Source organism: Streptomyces sp. NPDC043878 (genome assembly GCF_056435735.1).
Genome location: NZ_JBWKDW010000015.1, coordinates 110,018 through 126,285, shown reverse-complemented (window position 1 = coordinate 126,285; position 16,268 = coordinate 110,018). Strand labels below are relative to the sequence as shown.

General features: G+C 73.0%; 15 protein-coding genes. 11 read left to right on the top strand and 4 right to left on the bottom strand.

Annotated features, from left to right (window positions below; genetic code table 11):
* Positions 1-3: 3 nt before the first annotated feature.
* The 7 genes from AC07AZ_RS21800 (at position 4) to mug (ending at position 8,614) form a co-directional block, all read left to right on the top strand.
* Positions 4-2,571: an ABC transporter permease gene (locus tag AC07AZ_RS21800; protein WP_478850152.1), complete on the top strand. Its 2,568-nt coding sequence runs from the start codon at positions 4-6 to the stop codon at positions 2,569-2,571.
* Positions 2,572-2,683: 112 nt separating this feature from the next.
* Positions 2,684-3,124 carry a GNAT family N-acetyltransferase gene (locus AC07AZ_RS21795; RefSeq protein WP_478850150.1) on the top strand — a complete coding sequence of 147 codons (441 nt, stop codon included), beginning with the start codon at positions 2,684-2,686 and terminating at the stop codon, positions 3,122-3,124.
* A gap of 147 nt (positions 3,125-3,271) precedes the next feature.
* Entirely contained in the window at positions 3,272-4,597 is a 1,326-nt protein-coding gene (locus tag AC07AZ_RS21790; RefSeq protein WP_478850148.1) for a hemolysin family protein, read from the top strand.
* Positions 4,594-5,607, top strand: coding sequence for a hemolysin family protein (locus AC07AZ_RS21785; protein WP_478850146.1), 1,014 nt, complete (start codon positions 4,594-4,596; stop codon positions 5,605-5,607). Before AC07AZ_RS21790 ends, AC07AZ_RS21785 begins: the two co-directional genes overlap by 4 nt.
* 102 nt (positions 5,608-5,709) lie before the next feature.
* Positions 5,710-6,504, top strand: a complete 795-nt coding sequence (locus tag AC07AZ_RS21780; RefSeq protein ID WP_478850144.1) for an SGNH/GDSL hydrolase family protein — start codon at positions 5,710-5,712, stop codon at positions 6,502-6,504.
* Between the two features lie 122 nt (positions 6,505-6,626).
* Positions 6,627-8,069: an adenylosuccinate lyase gene (purB, locus tag AC07AZ_RS21775; RefSeq protein ID WP_478850142.1), complete on the top strand. Its 1,443-nt coding sequence runs from the start codon at positions 6,627-6,629 to the stop codon at positions 8,067-8,069.
* Positions 8,066-8,614 carry a G/U mismatch-specific DNA glycosylase gene (mug, locus tag AC07AZ_RS21770; RefSeq protein WP_478850331.1) on the top strand — a complete coding sequence of 183 codons (549 nt, stop codon included), beginning with the start codon at positions 8,066-8,068 and terminating at the stop codon, positions 8,612-8,614. The genes purB and mug overlap by 4 nt, the downstream gene beginning before the upstream one ends.
* Positions 8,615-8,655: 41 nt before the next feature.
* Here mug and AC07AZ_RS21765 read toward each other — a convergent pair whose 3' ends face one another.
* From AC07AZ_RS21765 to AC07AZ_RS21755, 3 genes are read right to left on the bottom strand one after another with little or no spacing between them, the layout of a single operon-like run.
* Positions 8,656-9,102 carry a hypothetical protein gene (locus tag AC07AZ_RS21765; protein WP_478850140.1) on the bottom strand — a complete coding sequence of 149 codons (447 nt, stop codon included), beginning with the start codon at positions 9,100-9,102 and terminating at the stop codon, positions 8,656-8,658.
* A 58-nt stretch (positions 9,103-9,160) separates the two neighbouring features.
* Complete coding sequence (locus tag AC07AZ_RS21760; RefSeq protein WP_478850138.1) at positions 9,161-9,883, bottom strand: ABC-2 transporter permease; 723 nt, start codon at positions 9,881-9,883, stop codon at positions 9,161-9,163.
* Between the two features lie 2 nt (positions 9,884-9,885).
* Positions 9,886-10,806, bottom strand: a complete 921-nt coding sequence (locus tag AC07AZ_RS21755; RefSeq protein ID WP_478850136.1) for an ATP-binding cassette domain-containing protein — start codon at positions 10,804-10,806, stop codon at positions 9,886-9,888.
* 108 nt (positions 10,807-10,914) lie between these two features.
* Between AC07AZ_RS21755 and AC07AZ_RS21750 the strand changes: the two genes are divergently transcribed.
* The 3 genes from AC07AZ_RS21750 to AC07AZ_RS21740 all read left to right on the top strand — a co-directional run bounded on the left by AC07AZ_RS21750 (position 10,915) and on the right by AC07AZ_RS21740 (position 14,017).
* Positions 10,915-12,072 (top strand): sensor histidine kinase, encoded by a 1,158-nt coding sequence (locus AC07AZ_RS21750; RefSeq protein ID WP_478850134.1) that lies wholly within the window; start codon positions 10,915-10,917, stop codon positions 12,070-12,072.
* Positions 12,073-12,086: 14 nt separating this feature from the next.
* On the top strand, positions 12,087-12,749 hold the full coding sequence (locus tag AC07AZ_RS21745) for a response regulator transcription factor (protein ID WP_478850132.1): 663 nt from the start codon (positions 12,087-12,089) through the stop codon (positions 12,747-12,749).
* A gap of 110 nt (positions 12,750-12,859) precedes the next feature.
* The gene (locus AC07AZ_RS21740; protein WP_478850130.1) at positions 12,860-14,017 is read left to right on the top strand and encodes an ROK family transcriptional regulator; all 1,158 of its coding nucleotides are present in this window, start codon (positions 12,860-12,862) and stop codon (positions 14,015-14,017) included.
* A 50-nt stretch (positions 14,018-14,067) separates the two neighbouring features.
* Here AC07AZ_RS21740 and AC07AZ_RS21735 read toward each other — a convergent pair whose 3' ends face one another.
* Positions 14,068-14,829, bottom strand: a complete 762-nt coding sequence (locus AC07AZ_RS21735; protein WP_478850128.1) for a GntR family transcriptional regulator — start codon at positions 14,827-14,829, stop codon at positions 14,068-14,070.
* A 488-nt stretch (positions 14,830-15,317) separates the two neighbouring features.
* On the opposite strand from AC07AZ_RS21735, the gene AC07AZ_RS21730 reads away from it, so the two are divergent.
* The gene (locus tag AC07AZ_RS21730) at positions 15,318-16,175 is read left to right on the top strand and encodes an alpha/beta fold hydrolase (RefSeq protein ID WP_478850126.1); all 858 of its coding nucleotides are present in this window, start codon (positions 15,318-15,320) and stop codon (positions 16,173-16,175) included.
* The last annotated feature ends 93 nt before the right edge of the window (positions 16,176-16,268 follow it).

The window sequence follows — 16,268 nt, the reverse complement described above, 5'->3', positions numbered from 1 at the left end:
GCCGTGCTGAAGGCGACCCTGCGAAGCTTCCTCGCCCACAAGGGGCGGCTGCTGCTCTCCGCGCTGGCCGTGGTCCTGTCCGTGGCGTTCGTCGCGGGCAGCCTGATCTTCTCCGACACGGTCTCCCGCACGTTCGACCGGCTCTTCGCCTCCACCTCCGCCGACGTGACGATGGAGCCGAAGGACGACCTCTCGTCGTCGGTGCCGACGGGCGCCACCCAGACCCTGCCCGCCGCGCTCGCCGACCGGGTGGCGAAGGTCGACGGGGTCGCGTCCGCACACGCCGACGTCTCCGTCGAGAACATCACGGTCGTCGACAGCGACAACGAGTCGATCGGGACCAGCGGCGGCGCCCCGACCATCGCCACCGACTGGTACGTCACCGACCGCAGCCCCGTGAAGCTGACCTCGGGCCACGCCCCGCGCGGCGCCGCCGAGGCCCTCCTCGACGCGGACACCGCCGACCGGAAGCACGTCAGAATCGGCGACAGGCTGACCGTGATGGCGCAGCCGGGCACCTTCAAGGTCCGGATCGTCGGCATCGCCACCTTCACCACCACCAACCCCGGCGCGGCCCTGGTCTATCTCGACCCCGCGACCGCCGCCGACCAACTCCTGGGCTCGGCCGGCCGGGCCACCAGCGTCTCCGTGGACGCGGCGCCGGGTGTGCCCGACGACGCGCTCAAGCGCCGCGTCGTCGCCGAGACCGGCACCCGCGCCTACGACGTGAAGACGGCCGCCGAACAGGCCGAGTCGTCGGTGGCCGACCTCGGCGGATTCCTCGACGTGATCAAGTACGTCATGCTCGGCTTCGCCGGGATCTCCGTCCTCGTCGGCGTGTTCCTGATCGTCAACACCTTCTCGATGCTGATCGCGCAGCGCACCCGCGAACTCGGGCTGCTCCGGGCGCTGGGCGCCGACCGGCGGCAGGTGCGCCGGTCCGTGCTCACCGAGGCCCTGCTGCTCGGGGTCGTCGGCTCGACGCTGGGCCTCGCGGCCGGCATCGGGCTCGCCTACGGGCTGATCAAGCTCATGGGCGCGTTCGGGATGAACCTGAAGGCCACCGAGATGGTCGTCGGGTGGGGCACCCCGGTCGCCGCGTACGTCGTGGGGGTCGGGGTCACCTTCGTGGCCGCGTACCTCCCGGCCCGGCGGGCCGCGGGCGTCTCCCCGATGGCCGCGCTCGCGGACGCCGACATCGCCGGGGTGGGGCGGCCGCTGCGGGTACGCGCGGTGGTCGGCTCGGTCGTCGGGGCGCTGGGTGCCGCGGCCCTGGTGGGTTGCGCCACCGCCTCGAAGACGTCCACGTCGGCCTCGCTGCTGGGGCTCGGCGTCGCGCTGACCCTGATCGCCACGGTGATCGCGGGCCCGCTGCTGGTGCGTCCGGTGATCCGGGTCCTCGGCGGGGCGTTCCCCGCGCTGTTCGGCACGGTCGGCCGGATGAGCCAGCGCAACGCCCTGCGCAACCCCCGCCGTACCGGCGCCACCGCGGCCGCCCTCATGGTCGGTCTCGCCCTGGTCGGCGGGATGTCGGTGGCCAGCGCCTCGATGTCCCGGTCCTTCGACCAGCAGATCGACAAGACGCTGGGTGCCGACTTCATCGTCCAGAACGCCAACTTCGTGCCGTTCTCGCAGGAGGTCACCGACAAGGTGCGGGCGACGGGGGGCGTCGGTCTCGTCGTACGGCAGCGGTTCGCGCCGGTCGCCGTGCGGCTGCCGGACGGCAGACGGATCGAGACGACCGCCGCCGGCTACGACGCCCGGATCGACGACGTCGCCCACGTGACCTACGCCGGCGGCGACACTGCGGCCGCCCTGGCGGACGGGCACATCGCCATGGACTCCTCCTTCGCCGAGGACCACGGCGTACGCCTCGGAAGTGTGGTGCCCGTCGAGTTCCCGGCCGGCCGCAGGGCCGAGCTGACCGTGGGAGCCCTCACCGACCAGGACGGCGCCGGCGGCTTCGGCATGCAGGGCGGGCTGTTCTTCGGCATCGCCACCGTCGAGAAGTACGTCCCCGGCGGCCAGGACTCCGCGCTCTACGTCAACGCGGCCGCCGGCACGAGCCCGGACGGGCTGCGCTCCGGCCTCGAGCGCACCCTCGACCCGTATCCGCAGGTCCAGGTGCGTGACCAGGCCGACTACAAGAAGCTGGTCCACGACCAGATCGCGGTACTGCTCTACCTGGTGTACGCGCTGCTCGGGCTGGCGATCGTCATCGCGGTCCTCGGGGTCGTCAACACCCTCGCGCTGTCCGTGGTGGAACGCACCCGCGAGATCGGCCTGCTGCGGGCCATCGGGCTCGGCCGCCGGCAGCTGCGCCGGATGATCCGGCTGGAGTCCGTGGTCATCGCGGTGTTCGGCGCGGTCCTGGGGCTCGCCCTGGGGCTCGTGTGGGGCGTGTGCATGCACCAGGTGCTGGCCCTCCAGGGCATGAAGGCGCTCGCCATCCCCTGGACCACGATCGTCGCGGTCGTGGTCGGTTCCGCGGTGGTCGGCATCGTCGCGGCACTCCTGCCGGCGCTGCGGGCGTCCCGGATGAACGTCCTGGCGGCCATCGCGCACGAGTGAGGACGGAGCGGACGGAGAGGGCGGAGTCGAGGGGGACGGCGGCCGGGTGCCGGCCGACGTCCGCATGGTGGAAACCCGTGTCGCCGTCCGGCGCGCGTGGTGGGATCTGTTCATGACCGACCTGCGCGTACGGGCCGCGACGCCCGAGGATCTCGACGCCGTGCTCGCCTTCTGGAAGGTGGCCGCCGAGGGAACCAGCATCAGTGACGACCGGGCCGGTGTGCGGCGGCTGGTCGAGCGCGATCCCGAGGCGCTGATCCTCGCCGAGCTCGACGGCGAACCCGTCGGAACGGTGATCGCCGGCTTCGACGGCTGGCGCTGTCACCTGTACCGGCTGGCCGTGCACCCCGGCCGTCGCCGCCGGGGCATCGGTTCGGCCCTGCTCACGGCGGCGGAGGAGCGGTTCGTACGGCTCGGCGGGCGGCGCGGGGACGCGATGGTGCTGCGACGCAACGAAACCGCGCATCATGCCTGGCGCGCCGCGGGGTATGCGCCCGAGGAACAGTGGCGACGCTGGGTGAAGCCGTTCGGCGGCGAGCGAGCGGACCACTGACATACCCCCTTTTGCCCATCCTTTACCCTTGGGGGGTCACTCGATCCTCCATGAAAGGTGTGAGCGTCCGCCCATGGGCGAGCCCCCCGGTACGCGACATCGCGCGATCCTCCCGACGCTGCCCGATCATGGGACGGAGGTGACCCGATGACCGAAGTGCTCCTCCTGCTGCTGGCGATCCTGCTCTCGCTGGCCTGCGGCGCCTTCGTCGCGGCGGAGTTCTCCTTGACCACGGTCGAGCGCGGCGAGCTGCAACGCGCCGTGGAGCGCGGCGAACGGGGTGCCGCCGGCGCCCTCAAGGCCGTACGGAATCTGACCTTCCAGCTGTCCGGCGCGCAGCTCGGCATCACCGTCACCAACCTGGTCGTCGGCATGCTCGCCGAGCCGTCCATCGCGGTCCTGATCGCGGGCCCGCTGGAGTCCCTCGGCATCCCGGACTCCACCGCGAGCACGCTCGCCCTGGTGCTGGGCACCGCCCTGTCGACCGTGTTCCTGATGGTCGTCGGCGAGCTGGTGCCGAAGAACTGGGCAATCTCCTCGCCGCTCGCCGTGGCCAAACGGGTCGGCAACGCGCAGCGCTGGTTCAGCGCCGCGTTCCGTCCCTTCATCACCCACCTCAACAACACCGCCAACCGGGTCGTACGACGGTTCGGCCTGGAGCCCGCCGAGGAGCTGGCGTCCGCACGCGGGCCGCAGGAACTGGCGGCGCTGGCCCGGCACTCCGCCCGGGAGGGCGCCCTGGAGGCCGACACCGCGGAGCTGTTCGTCCGGACGCTGAACCTGGCCGACCTGACCGCGGAGAACGTGATGACACCGCGCGTGCAGGTCATCGCCCTGGAGGCACGGGCCACCTGCGAGGACGTGGCGAACGCGACCCGGGCGACCGGGCTGTCCCGCTTCCCGGTCTACCGCGACAGCCTCGACTCCGTCGTGGGAACCGCGCACATCAAGGACTGTCTGGCCGTGCCCGCCGAGCGGCGCTCCCGCGTGCCCGTCTCCGAGGTGATGCGCGAACCGCTGCTGGTCCCGGAGTCGCTCACCGTCGACCGGCTCCTGGACCGGCTGTCGGGCAGACGCACCATGGCCGTGGTCATCGACGAGTACGGCGGCACCGCGGGAGTGGCCACCCTGGAGGACATCGTCGAGGAGGTGGTGGGCGAGGTGCGGGACGAGCACGACCCGCACGAGACGCCCGACCTGGCCCCGGCCGGCACCGACGACGAGGGCCGCACGCTGTACTCCGCCGACGGCTCCGCCCGTACCGACCAGCTCGCGCGCGTGGGACTGAAGGTGCCGGACGGGCCGTACGAGACGCTGGCCGGTCTCGTCGCGACCGAACTGGGCCGCATACCGACCGTCGGTGACCGCGTGGAGGTCGCCGACTGGCGGCTGGACGTGGTGGACGCGTCGGGCCGCAGAGCCGCGCGCGTCGTACTGCACGCGCCGCGCCACGACGAGCAGGGGAAACGATGACCGCCGTACAGCTGCTGATCGGTCTGGCGACCCTCGTCGTCAACGCCTTCTTCGTGGGCGGGGAATTCGCGCTGATCTCGGTGCGCCGCAGCCAGATCGAGCCGTACGCCGACGACGGCGACCGGCGGGCCAAGAGCGTCCTGTGGGGTCTCCAGCACGTCTCCGCGCTGCTGGCCGCCGCGCAGCTCGGCATCACGCTGTGCACCCTGGTCCTCGGCGTGGTCGCGGAACCGGCGATCGCGCACCTGCTGGAGCCGGTGTTCCACGCGGTGGGCGTGCCCACCAGTGCGGGCCACGTGGTGTCGTTCGTGATCGCGCTGTCCCTGGCGACGTATCTGCACATGCTGCTGGGCGAGATGGTGCCCAAGAACATCTCGCTGGCGGAGCCGGTGCGCAGCGCGCTGCTGCTCGGGCCGCCGCTGGTGGCGCTGGCTCGGGCGCTGCGTCCGGTGATCTTCACGATCAACGCCTTCGCGAACGTCCTGCTGAAGCTGTTGCGGGTAGAGGCGAAGGACGAGGTCACCGCCACCTTCTCGGACGCCGAGCTGGCCCGGATCGTGCGGGACTCGGGCGAGGCGGGGCTCATCGACGACCGCGCGCTGGAACGGCTGAACGACGCGCTGGAGCTGGGCCGCCGTCCCGTGCGGGACGTGGTGCTGCCGCTGGAGGGGGTCGTCCACGCGCGCGTGGGCGTCACCCCCGAGCAGCTGGAGCGGCTGGCGGCCGAATCCGGGTTCTCCCGCTTCCCGGTGGTGGACGACGGGCGCCGCATCGTGGGCTACCTGCACGTGAAGGACGCGCTGGACGCGTCGCCGCGTGACCTGCCGTTCCGGGTCCCGGACATGCGGCCGATCGCCCGGGTACGGGAGAACACACCGCTGGACGACGTGCTCACGGCGATGCGCGGCAGCCGCACGCACCTCGCGGCCGTGCTCGGGGACGACGGCCGGCTCGCGGGGCTGGTGACCATGGAGGACGTTCTGCGGGAGCTGTTCGGGCAGCGGGCCTGACCCGCGTCGGGCTCCGCCTCACGGGGCGGCGGCCCGACGGTCACCGCACGGAAAGGGCCGACCGACCGGCGGGTATGGGGGCGGGTTACCATCGTTGGCGCCATGCAGACGAACCCCCCTCCCGCTCCCCCGTACAGCAGCCTGGTCGCGGTCGGCGACTCCTTCACCGAGGGCATGTCGGACCTGTTGCCCGACGGCACCTACCGGGGCTGGGCCGACATCCTCGCCGAGCGGATGGCCGCCCGCACACCCGGCTTCCGGTACGCCAACCTCGCGGTGCGCGGCAAGCTGATCAAGCAGATCGTGGACGAGCAGGTGCCCGTGGCCGCGGCGATGGGCGCCGATGTGATCACCCTGGTCGGCGGGCTCAACGACACGCTGCGCCCCAAGTGCGACATGGGGCGGGTGCGCGGCCTGCTGACGGAGGCCGTGGAGCAGCTCGCCCCCGCGTGCGAGCAGCTCGTGCTGATGCGCAGCCCCGGCCGGCAGGGCCCCGTCCTGGAGCGGTTCCGGCCGCGCATGGAGGAGCTGTTCGCCATGGTCGACAGCCTCGCCGAGCGGCACGGCGCGCTGGTCGTGGACCTGTACGGCGCTCCCTCGCTCGCCGATCCCCGCCTGTGGGACGTGGACCGGCTGCACCTGACGGCCGAGGGGCACCGCAGGGTCGCGGAGGCGGTGTGGCAGACCCTCGGCCACGAGCCCGAGGACCCGGAGTGGCACACGCCCCCGCAGGCCACCCTCCCGCCGGGGTGGGCCGCCCGCCGGGTCGCCGACGCCCGGTTCGCCCGGCAGCACCTGCTGCCCTGGATCGGCCGCCGTCTGACGGGCCGCTCCTCCGGTGACGGCCTGCCGCCGAAGCGGGCCGAACTGCTGCCCTGGGAGAAGCCCGCGGGGTGACCGGCCGATGCGGGGTACGGCCGCAGCGGCCCGCACGGCAGCCCGCGCTCCGGTCTCTCGTAGGTTCCCACAACACACCCGGTGGCGCTGGCCTGCACGAATCGCCAGTAGAATCCGTCCACGTGACTTCTGCGCCCGCCAAGCCCCGCATCCCGAACGTCCTCGCCGGACGCTACGCCTCCGCCGAGCTCGCCACGCTCTGGTCCCCCGAGCAGAAGGTGAAGCTGGAGCGCCAGCTCTGGCTCGCCGTGCTGCGGGCCCAGAAGGACCTCGGGATCGAGGTGCCGGACGCGGCGATCGCCGACTACGAGCGCGTCCTCGACCAGGTCGACCTGGCCTCCGTCGCCGAGCGTGAGAAGGTCACGCGGCACGACGTGAAGGCGCGGATCGAGGAGTTCAACGACCTCGCCGGGCACGAGCACGTGCACAAGGGCATGACCAGCCGCGACCTCACCGAGAACGTCGAGCAGCTGCAGATCCGGCTGTCGCTCGAACTCGTCCGCGACCGTACGGTGGCGGTGCTCGCGCGGCTGGGCAGACTGGCCGCCGAGTACGGCGAGCTGGTCATGGCCGGTCGCTCGCACAACGTGGCCGCGCAGGCCACCACCCTCGGCAAGCGCTTCGCGACCGCCGCCGACGAGCTGCTCGTCGCCCACGCCCGCGTCGAGGAACTGCTCGGCCGCTACCCGCTGCGCGGCATCAAGGGCCCGGTGGGCACGGCGCAGGACATGCTGGACCTGCTCGGCGGGGACGCGGCCAAGCTCGCGGAACTGGAGCAGCGGATCGCCGGTCACCTGGGCTTCTCTCAGGCGTTCACCTCCGTCGGCCAGGTCTACCCGCGCTCGCTGGACTACGAGGTCGTCACCGCGCTGGTGCAGCTGGCGGCCGCGCCGTCGTCGCTGGCGAAGACGATCCGGCTGATGGCCGGACACGAGCTGGTGACCGAGGGCTTCAAGCCGGGCCAGGTCGGCTCCTCCGCGATGCCGCACAAGATGAACACCCGCTCCTGCGAACGTGTCAACGGTCTGATGGTCATCCTGCGCGGCTACGCGTCGATGACCGGCGAGCTGGCCGGCGACCAGTGGAACGAGGGCGACGTGTCCTGCTCGGTGGTGCGCCGGGTGGCCCTGCCCGACGCGTTCTTCGCGCTCGACGGCCTGCTGGAGACCTTCCTGACGGTGCTCGACGAGTTCGGCGCCTTCCCCGCGGTCGTCGCCCGCGAGCTGGACCGCTACCTGCCGTTCCTCGCCACCACGAAGGTGCTGATGGGCGCGGTGCGCGCGGGCGTGGGCCGCGAGGTCGCGCACGAGGCGATCAAGGAGCACGCCGTCGCCTCGGCGCTCGCGATGCGGGAGCGGGGCGCCGAGCGCAACGAACTCCTCGACAAGCTGGCCGCCGACGAACGCATCCCGCTCGACCGGGCGCAGCTGCACGCGCTGATGGCCGACAAGCTGTCCTTCACCGGTGCGGCGGCCGACCAGGTCGCCACGGTCGTCGGCCGCGTCGACGAACTCGTGAAGCAGCGTCCGGAGGCCGCGGGCTACACCCCGGGGGCGATCCTCTGACCCGCTTCACCCCTGCCGAACTGGAGGCCGCCCGCGACCGTCTGGTACCGGACGTGGTCGCGGACGGTCTGCGGGTGCTGTTCTGCGGCATCAACCCCGGTCTGATGACGGCCGCGACGGGACACCACTTCGCCCGCCCCGGCAACCGCTTCTGGCCGGTGCTGCATCTGTCCGGGTTCACGCCGAGGCTCTTGAAGCCGTCGGAGCAGCAGGAGTTGCCGTCGTACGGGCTCGGCATCACGAACGTCGTCGCGCGGGCGACGGCCCGCGCGGACGAGCTGAGCGCCGAGGAGTACCGCGAGGGCGGACGGCTGCTGGCGCTGAAGGTGGCGCGGCTGCGCCCGCGTTGGCTGGCGGTGGTCGGAGTCACCGCCTACCGGGCCGCGTTCGACGACCGCACGGCGCGGGTGGGCCCGCAGGAGCGGACGATCGGGGACACGCGCGTGTGGGTGCTGCCCAATCCGAGCGGGCTGAACGCGCACTGGACGGCGCAGACCATGGCGGAGGAGTTCGCGCTGCTGCGGGTGGCGGCGGAGGACGCCTGAGCGGGGCTCGCTCCCCGCGCACCGGCGATGGGGGACAGACGTCACGGAGGGTCTATGTCCGTGACGACGCCGAGCAGCCTGACCTCGTCGGCCGGCCCGCCGTCGGCGACACCCAGGGCCACCCAGCGGTCCGCCCCGTCCACGCGCCACAGGTCCAGCTCGTCCACCAGGAGACTCACCGTGGCCCATGGCTCGGGTATCTCCTCGCCGCGGTCCAGACGCACTCTGAGCGTCACCATCCCCCAGGACGGCTGCTGTCGGCCCCACCGGTCGCTGAGCCGCTGGGACAGGTGGTCCCTGAGGGCGTGGAAGTCCGCCACGCCCTCGGTCCGCCTCGCGGCGTCACCCGTCGGCAGGCCGTGACTGATTGCCAGCTCCGTCACGCGGTAGCCGGGCCCCGCCAGGGCGAGGCGCGACCCGCCGTGTCCCGCGGCCAGGTCGAGGGCGCACAGCGAGTCGATCTCGGCGAGGAACTCAGCGCTGTCCATGTGATCCAGTAAACCCGCCGCCACTGACAATTGGCGGCGCGTCAGACACCGGCCCGGGTCAGGCGTCCCGCCGGCGCACGCTCCACGCCCCGGCGAGGAGCGCGGCCGCCGCCCACAGCGCGGTCACCGCGAGGCCCGTCCAGGGGCCCAGCACACCGTCCCACGTCTCGTGGAACACCACTTGGCCCGCGCGGTCGGGCAGGAAGTCGGCGACCGAGGACGACATGTCCCCGACCACGAAGGAGACGATGAGCAGGAAGGGAATCAGGATGCTGAGCGTGGCCACGCCGCTGCGCAGCACGGCTGTGAGGCCGGCGGCGAACAGGGCCATCAGCGTGAGGTAGAGACCGCAGCCCACCACGCCCCGCAGCCCTTCGGACCAGCTCAGTGAGCGCGCGTCGGCCCCGAGTGCCGCTCGGCCGACGGCCAGGCTCGCCGCGCCCGCGAGCAGGCCCACGGCCAGCGAGGGGAGGGCGATCGCGACCGCTTTGGCGGCGAACCAGCGGCCGCGCCGGGGCACGGCCGTCAGCGCGGACCGCAGGGCCCCCTGCTGGAGTTCGCAGGAGACGGCCGTCGCGCCGAACGCGATCGCCGCCATCTGGCCGAAGTTGAGGCCGAAGAACGCCGAGAACAGCGGGTCGAATGCCTCGTCGTCGGCGTCGAGCGCTCCGAGCGCGGAGAACGACGCCGTCACGACGAGGACCGCGCAGAGGGATCCGAGGAGGGACCGCAGGGTCCGGATCTTGATCCACTCGGCGTGCAGCACGGGAAGGAACGCCATGGTCAGACCTCCTGGTGGGGTGCGGTGAACTCGGTCTCCGCCGCGGTCAGGTCGAGGTAGGCCTGTTCCAGCGTGGCCTCCTCCGCGGTGAGTTCGAGGAGCGGGACGCCGGCCGACGAGGCGAGGCGTCCGATGTCGTCCACGCGCGCGTCCGGCACCGTCCAGTGCCCCTCCGCGTGCTGGACGGCGTGGTGGCCGTGGGCGGCGAGGACTCCCGTGAGCCGGGCGGCGTCGGTCGTACGGACGCGAACGCCGGGCCGCACGCGCGCGTGGACGAACTCCCGCATCGGGGTGTCGGCCAGCAGACGGCCCCGTCCGAGGACCACGAGGTGGTCGGCGAAGGACGCGGTCTCGTTCATGAGATGGCTGGAGACCAGGACCGTGCGCCCCTCCTCCGCGAGCCGGCGCAGCAGGCCGCGGATCCACACGATGCCTTCGGGATCGAGGCCGTTGGAGGGCTCGTCGAGCATGACCACCCCCGGATCTCCGAGGAGGGCGGCCGCGATGCCGAGCCGCTGCCGCATGCCCAGGGAGTACGTCCGCACCCGGCGGCGCGCGACCGGCGTGAGCCCGGTCTCCTCCAGCACCTCCTCGACCCGGGTCTCCGGGATCCGGTTGCTCGCCGCCTGCGCACGCAGGTGGTCGCGTCCGGTGCGCGAGCCGTGGGCGGCCTGCGCGTCGAGCAACGCGCCGACGTGGCGCAGGGGTTCACGGAGGGTCGGGTAGGCGCGGCCGCCGATCGTGGCGGTGCCCGAGGTGGGGCGGTCGAGGCCGAGGACGAGCCGCATGGTGGTCGACTTTCCGGCACCGTTGGGGCCGAGGAAGCCGGTGACGCGGCCGGGCAGGACACGGAAGGTGAGGGCGTCCACGGCGCGGCGGGTGCCGTACTCCTTGGTGAGGTCTTGGACGTCGATGCTGGTCATGGCAGCAGCCTGGCCGCCGGTGCGGGCCGCCGTCCTCCCCCGCCGGCGGGTACCCGCTCCCCCGGGCGGGGGAGGACCGGTGTCGGTGGCAGGTGGCACGATGACGAAATGCCCGGCATTCTGCGCCCGTTGTTCCACGGGACCACCTACACGCGGTTGCTGCACCTGTGGGTGCCGATGCTCGTCATCAGCGTGTGGCTGTTCGTCGACATGAGCAGGCCGTGGGTGCCCGCGCTCGCCCTGGTCCCGCTCGGGCTGCTGGTCCCCGGAGTGCGCCGGGGCGAGGGTGTCCAGGCGCGGCTGCTGCTGACACCGGGCGAGCCGGACACGGCGATCTCCGTGGAGCCCTCGGCCGGCTGGCGGGACCGGCTGCGGACCACGCTGTGGCTGGAGGCCCGCACGGCGCTGGGGGTGGTGGCCTCGTGCCTGACGGTCTGGCTGCCGGCCACGACCTATGAGTGTGTGCGGCTCGCCGCCGGCCGGGCCTCCGACGACGTCCCGGTGGTGGGTGTGCTCCGGCCGCACTGGGCGTACGCCTTCCTGGCACCGCTCCCGCTCGTCGCGCTGTACGGCGTGGTGGTCGGGCTCGGCCTGCTGGTCACCGCGCTGGCGCGCCGGCTGCTCGGCCCCTCCCCCGCAGAACGTCTCGCCGCCCTGGAGGAGCGCACGGAACAACTCCTGGAACGCACGCGGATCGCCCGTGAACTGCACGACTCCATCGGCCATGCCCTGACGGTGGCGGTGGTGCAGGCCGGGGCGGCGCGGGCGGCCGGCGACGCGGTGTTCACCGACCGGGCTCTGCTCGCCATCGAGGAGACCGGCCGCGCCGCCCTGGAGGACCTGGACCGGGTGCTCGGCGTGCTCCGGGAGTCGGAGCGGCCCGCCGCCGGCCGGCCGACACTGGTCGACGCCGACCGGCTGCTGGAGTCGGCCCGCACCTCGGGGGCGAAGGTCGACGCGGACTTCTCCGGCCCCCTGGAGGCGGTCCCGGGCCCCGTCTCCCGCGAGGGCTACCGCATCCTCCAGGAGTCGCTGACGAACGTGCTGCGGCACGCCGGGGCCGTGCCCGTGCTGGTCCGCATCGAGGTCGCCGGCAACACCCTGGGTCTCGAGGTCCGCAGTCCGCTCACGGCAGAGGTGCCCGGCACGGGCCGCGGCAGCGGGCTGCGCGGCATACACGAGCGCGCGGCCCTGCTCGGCGGCCGCGCGCGAACGGGCCCGGACGCCGGCGACTGGCAGGTGCACGTCGAACTGCCGTTGAGCTGATCTACGCTGGCCGGATGCCGATCACCGTTCTCCTCGTCGACGACGAACCCCTCGTCCGCGCGGGGCTCCGGGCCGTGCTGGAGTCGCAGCCCGGCATCGAGGTCGTCGGCGAGGCGGCCGACGGCGCGGCGGTGATCCCGCTGGTGCGGCGGCTGCGGCCGGACGTGGTCGCCATGGACGTCCGGATGCCGCTCATGGACGGCATCGAGGCCACGCGCGCGCTGGTGCGCACGGTCGAGGCGCCCCCGAAGATCGTCGTCGTGACGACCTTCGAGAACGACGAGTACGTGTACGACGCGCTGCGCGCCGGAGCCGACGGGTTCCTGCTGAAGCGGGCCCGGCCCGCCGAGATCGTGCACGCCGTGCGGCTGGTCGCCGAGGGCGACTCCCTGCTGTTCCCGGCCTCGGTGCGGCGGCTGGCCGCCGAGTACGGCGAGCACGGGGGCAACAGCGCGGCCCGGACCGCGATGGAGCGGGCCCGGCTCACCGAGCGTGAGAACGAAGTGCTGCGGCTGATGGCGGGCGGACTGTCGAACGCCGAGATCGCCGCGCGGCTGGTCGTCGGGACGGAGACGGTGAAGTCGCATGTCAGCGCCGTACTCACGAAGCTGGGGGCGCGGGACCGCACGCAGGCGGTGATCGCGGCGTACGAGTCGGGGTTCGTCGCACCGGGCTGAGCACGCGGGCGGGAACACCCCGGACGGTTCCGGCCGCGCCCGGCACTCGCCGGGGTCCGCCGCGCCTTGTACGATCCGGCCAACACGCGCACGAGCTGGGAGGAAGGACGTTGGGGCGGCTGACCGGCGGGGACCCCTCGCTGCTGCGGAGGATCAACTCCGCGGTGGTGCTGCACGCGCTGCGCGCCACGGACTGCGCGACGCTCACCGAGATCACCCGGGTGACCGGACTGTCCCGGCCCACCGTGGAAGGTGTCGTCGAGGGCCTCATCGAGGCCGGGCTCGTCGTGGAGAAGGCGGCCGACGAGAGTGCCGCACGGCGTCAGGGGCGTCCGGCGCGGCGCTTCCGGTTCAGGGCGGAGGCCGGACACCTGCTGGGCCTGGAGATCGGACCGCACCGCGTCGCCGCCCTCCTGTCCGACCTCGACGGCCGGGTGACCGGCGCGCAGGCCAAGGACATCGACGAGACGGCGTCCGCGGACGAGCGTCTGGAGCGGCTGCGCACCGCCGTGGCCGAGCTGCTGCGCAGGGCCGGTGTCGCACGCGGTTCACTGCGGGCGGTGGGGGTCGCCACGCCCGGGATCGTGGAGGCGGACGGCACCGTACGGCTGAGCACCGCGCTGCCCGAGTGGACCGGGCTGCGGCTGGGCGAGCGGCTGAGCCGGTCCTTCAAGTGCCCTGTCCTGGTGGAGAACGACGCCAACGCGGCGGCTGTCGCCGAGCACTGGAAGGGCGCCGCCACCGAGTCCGACGACGTGGTGTTCGTGCTGGCCGGGCTCAGTCCGGGCGCCGGCGCGCTGATCGGCGGGCGGCTGCACCGGGGGTACGGCGGGGCGGCCGGTGAGATCGGCGCCCTGCACCTGCTGGGCCGCGGGGCGACGCCCGAGACGCTGCTGTCCACGACGGACGAGCCGCTGCACCCGTTGGACGAACTGGCCGTCGCCGGGGTCTTCGCGCAGGCGCGCGAGGGCGACCGGCGGGCCCGGGAGGCTGTGGAGCGCTTCATCCAGCGGCTCGTCCACGACGTGGCGGCGCTCGTCCTGGCGCTCGACCCCGAACTCGTGGTCATCGGGGGCTGGGCGGCCGGACTGGACGGCGTACTGGAGCCGCTGCGCCGGGAGTTGGCGCGCTACTGCCTCAGGCCGCCGAAGGTGACGCTGTCGCTGCTCGGCGAGGCGGCGGTGGCGACGGGGGCGCTGCGGCTCGCGCTCGACCACGTGGAGGAACAACTCTTCGCGGTGGAGGGCACGGTGACCGCGCGCCGCTGACGCGCGGGCCCGCACCACGCGCCCCGGTTGGGCGCGTGGTGCGACCGTGGTCAGGAGGCCCGGCGTTCCGGGCCCTGGTGGATCTCCACGCCGCCGGAGTCCCCGAAGGTCAGCCGGCAGGTGTCCGCGCGGTAGGTCGCGACGGACAGGGCGACGGTGCGGCCGTCGGCGACGAAGCGCGTGGTGACGACGAGGACGGGCGCCCCGGGGAGCCGGTCCAGTTCCTTGGCGTCGTCCGCGCGGGCCGAGCCGAGTTCGACGGCGCTGTCCTGGCCCTCCAGCTCGTGGCGCTGCAGCTCGCGCAGGACGGCACGCGCGCGCGGCGCTCCGGACGGGGCGTCGATGGCGGAGAGATCGGGCACCGACGACTCGGGGATGTACAGGAGTTCGGCGGCGACCGGCTGGCCGTGGGTCGTACGCGAGCGGCGCACGATGTGCACCGGCTGGTCCTTCCCCGTTTCCAAAGCCTCGGCGACGGCCGCGGGCGGCACCTCGCGGGAGCTGTCGACGGGCTGCCAGCCGTCGTCGGACGCTCCCGGCCAGGCGTGCCGCTCCGATCCGACGGCCACGCCCACGCGCGGCGGGGCGACGGTCGTACCGACACCGCGGCGACGCTGCAGCCGGCCCTCCAGTTCGAGCTGCTCCAGTGCCTGACGGAGCGTCGCGCGGGCGACGCCGAAGCGGGCGGCCAGCTCGCGTTCGTTGGGCAGGATCTCGCCCACCGTGAACTCGGAGTCCAGCGCCTCACTCAGCACGGTTCTCAGGTGCCAGTACTTCGGTTCCTGCACCGATTCCAGCTGCGTGGTCCCCACCCTTGTCCTCCGCGGTCGCCGTGGTCGGCGGCGTTTTAGCGCCCTTGTTTATTAAAGGTTGTTGCACTTCTCTGCGACCATAGGACGGCCCTCACCCTTGGTCAAGACCAATCCTCGATCCCCTGGGCAACGCACAGGCCCGCCGCAGCACAGCGTTCACGGGGCGTTCGTACGACGCCGAGTTCGTGACGCCACGGCAAAGTCGCCGTCGCGAAACGACCGCTTCGGCCGCTTCGGCTGCTTCGGCGACTTCGGCGACTTCGGTGTATCCGGTGGCGGTCGCGGCTTCGGCCGACTTCGCGGGCATGTCCGGTGCGGTCTCGCTCTCCACCGCCGTACGGGCACCAGAAGATCAACACCCTGCTGCCCGGAGCGCGTTGCGCGGGGTGCGGCGACGCGACACGCCACCCGGGGGGCTACCCACCGGTAGTAATTGCTGACAAGCTGTCTACCCGGTCCGTCAGAGAGCCCAGCCGAGGAGCGCCTCCATGTCCGCCACCGTCTCCTTCGAGGTCCCCACCCCGGGGGGCCCAGAGCCCGTGACCGTCTCCTACGCGCGCGTGGGCAAGGGCGAACCGCTGCTCCTGCTGCACGGGATCGGTCACCACCGGCAGGCCTGGGACCCGGTGGTGGACATCCTCGCGACCGAACGCGACGTGATCGCCGTGGACCTCCCGGGCTTCGGCGCGTCCCCGGCCCTGCCCGCCGGTCTCGCCTACGACCTGCCCAGTACGACGGCCGTGTTCAGCGCCCTGTGCGAGGCACTGGAGCTCGAACGGCCGCATGTGGCGGGCAACTCGCTGGGCGGCCTGCTGGCCCTCGAACTGGCCCGTGAGAAGCGCGTACGGTCCGTCACCGCCCTGTCCCCGGCCGGGTTCTGGTCGCCGGCCGAACGGCGCTACGCCTTCAGCGTGCTGCTCACCATGCGGCACATCGCCCGTCGGCTGCCGCTGCCGCTCGTCGAGCGGCTGTCCCGCTCCGCGGCCGGTCGCACGGCCCTGACGAGCACGATCTACGCCCGTCCGGCCCGCCGTTCACCCGAGGCTGTGGTCGCCGAGACGCTCGCGCTCGCACGGGCCACCGGGTTCGACGACACGCTCCGGGCGGGTGCGAACGTCCAGTTCACCGACGACATCCCCCAGATCCCCGTCACCGTCGCCTGGGGCACCAAGGACCTGCTGCTGGTGCGTCGCCAGGGGGTGCGGGCCAAGCAGATCATCCCCCGCGCCCGGCTGGTGCGGCTGCCCGGCTGCGGACACTGCCCGATGAGCGACGACCCCGCGCTCGTCGCGCGCGTGATCCTCGACGGCAGCCGCCAGGCCGAGTCCGCCCCCAGGGACCTCTGAGGGGTCCCCGCCGCGCCCGATCAGCGGTCGGCGTCCGGTGCGACGCGTGGCCGGGCGCGGGACGACCCGCGTAGCGGGTGCGTACGGGTCGTC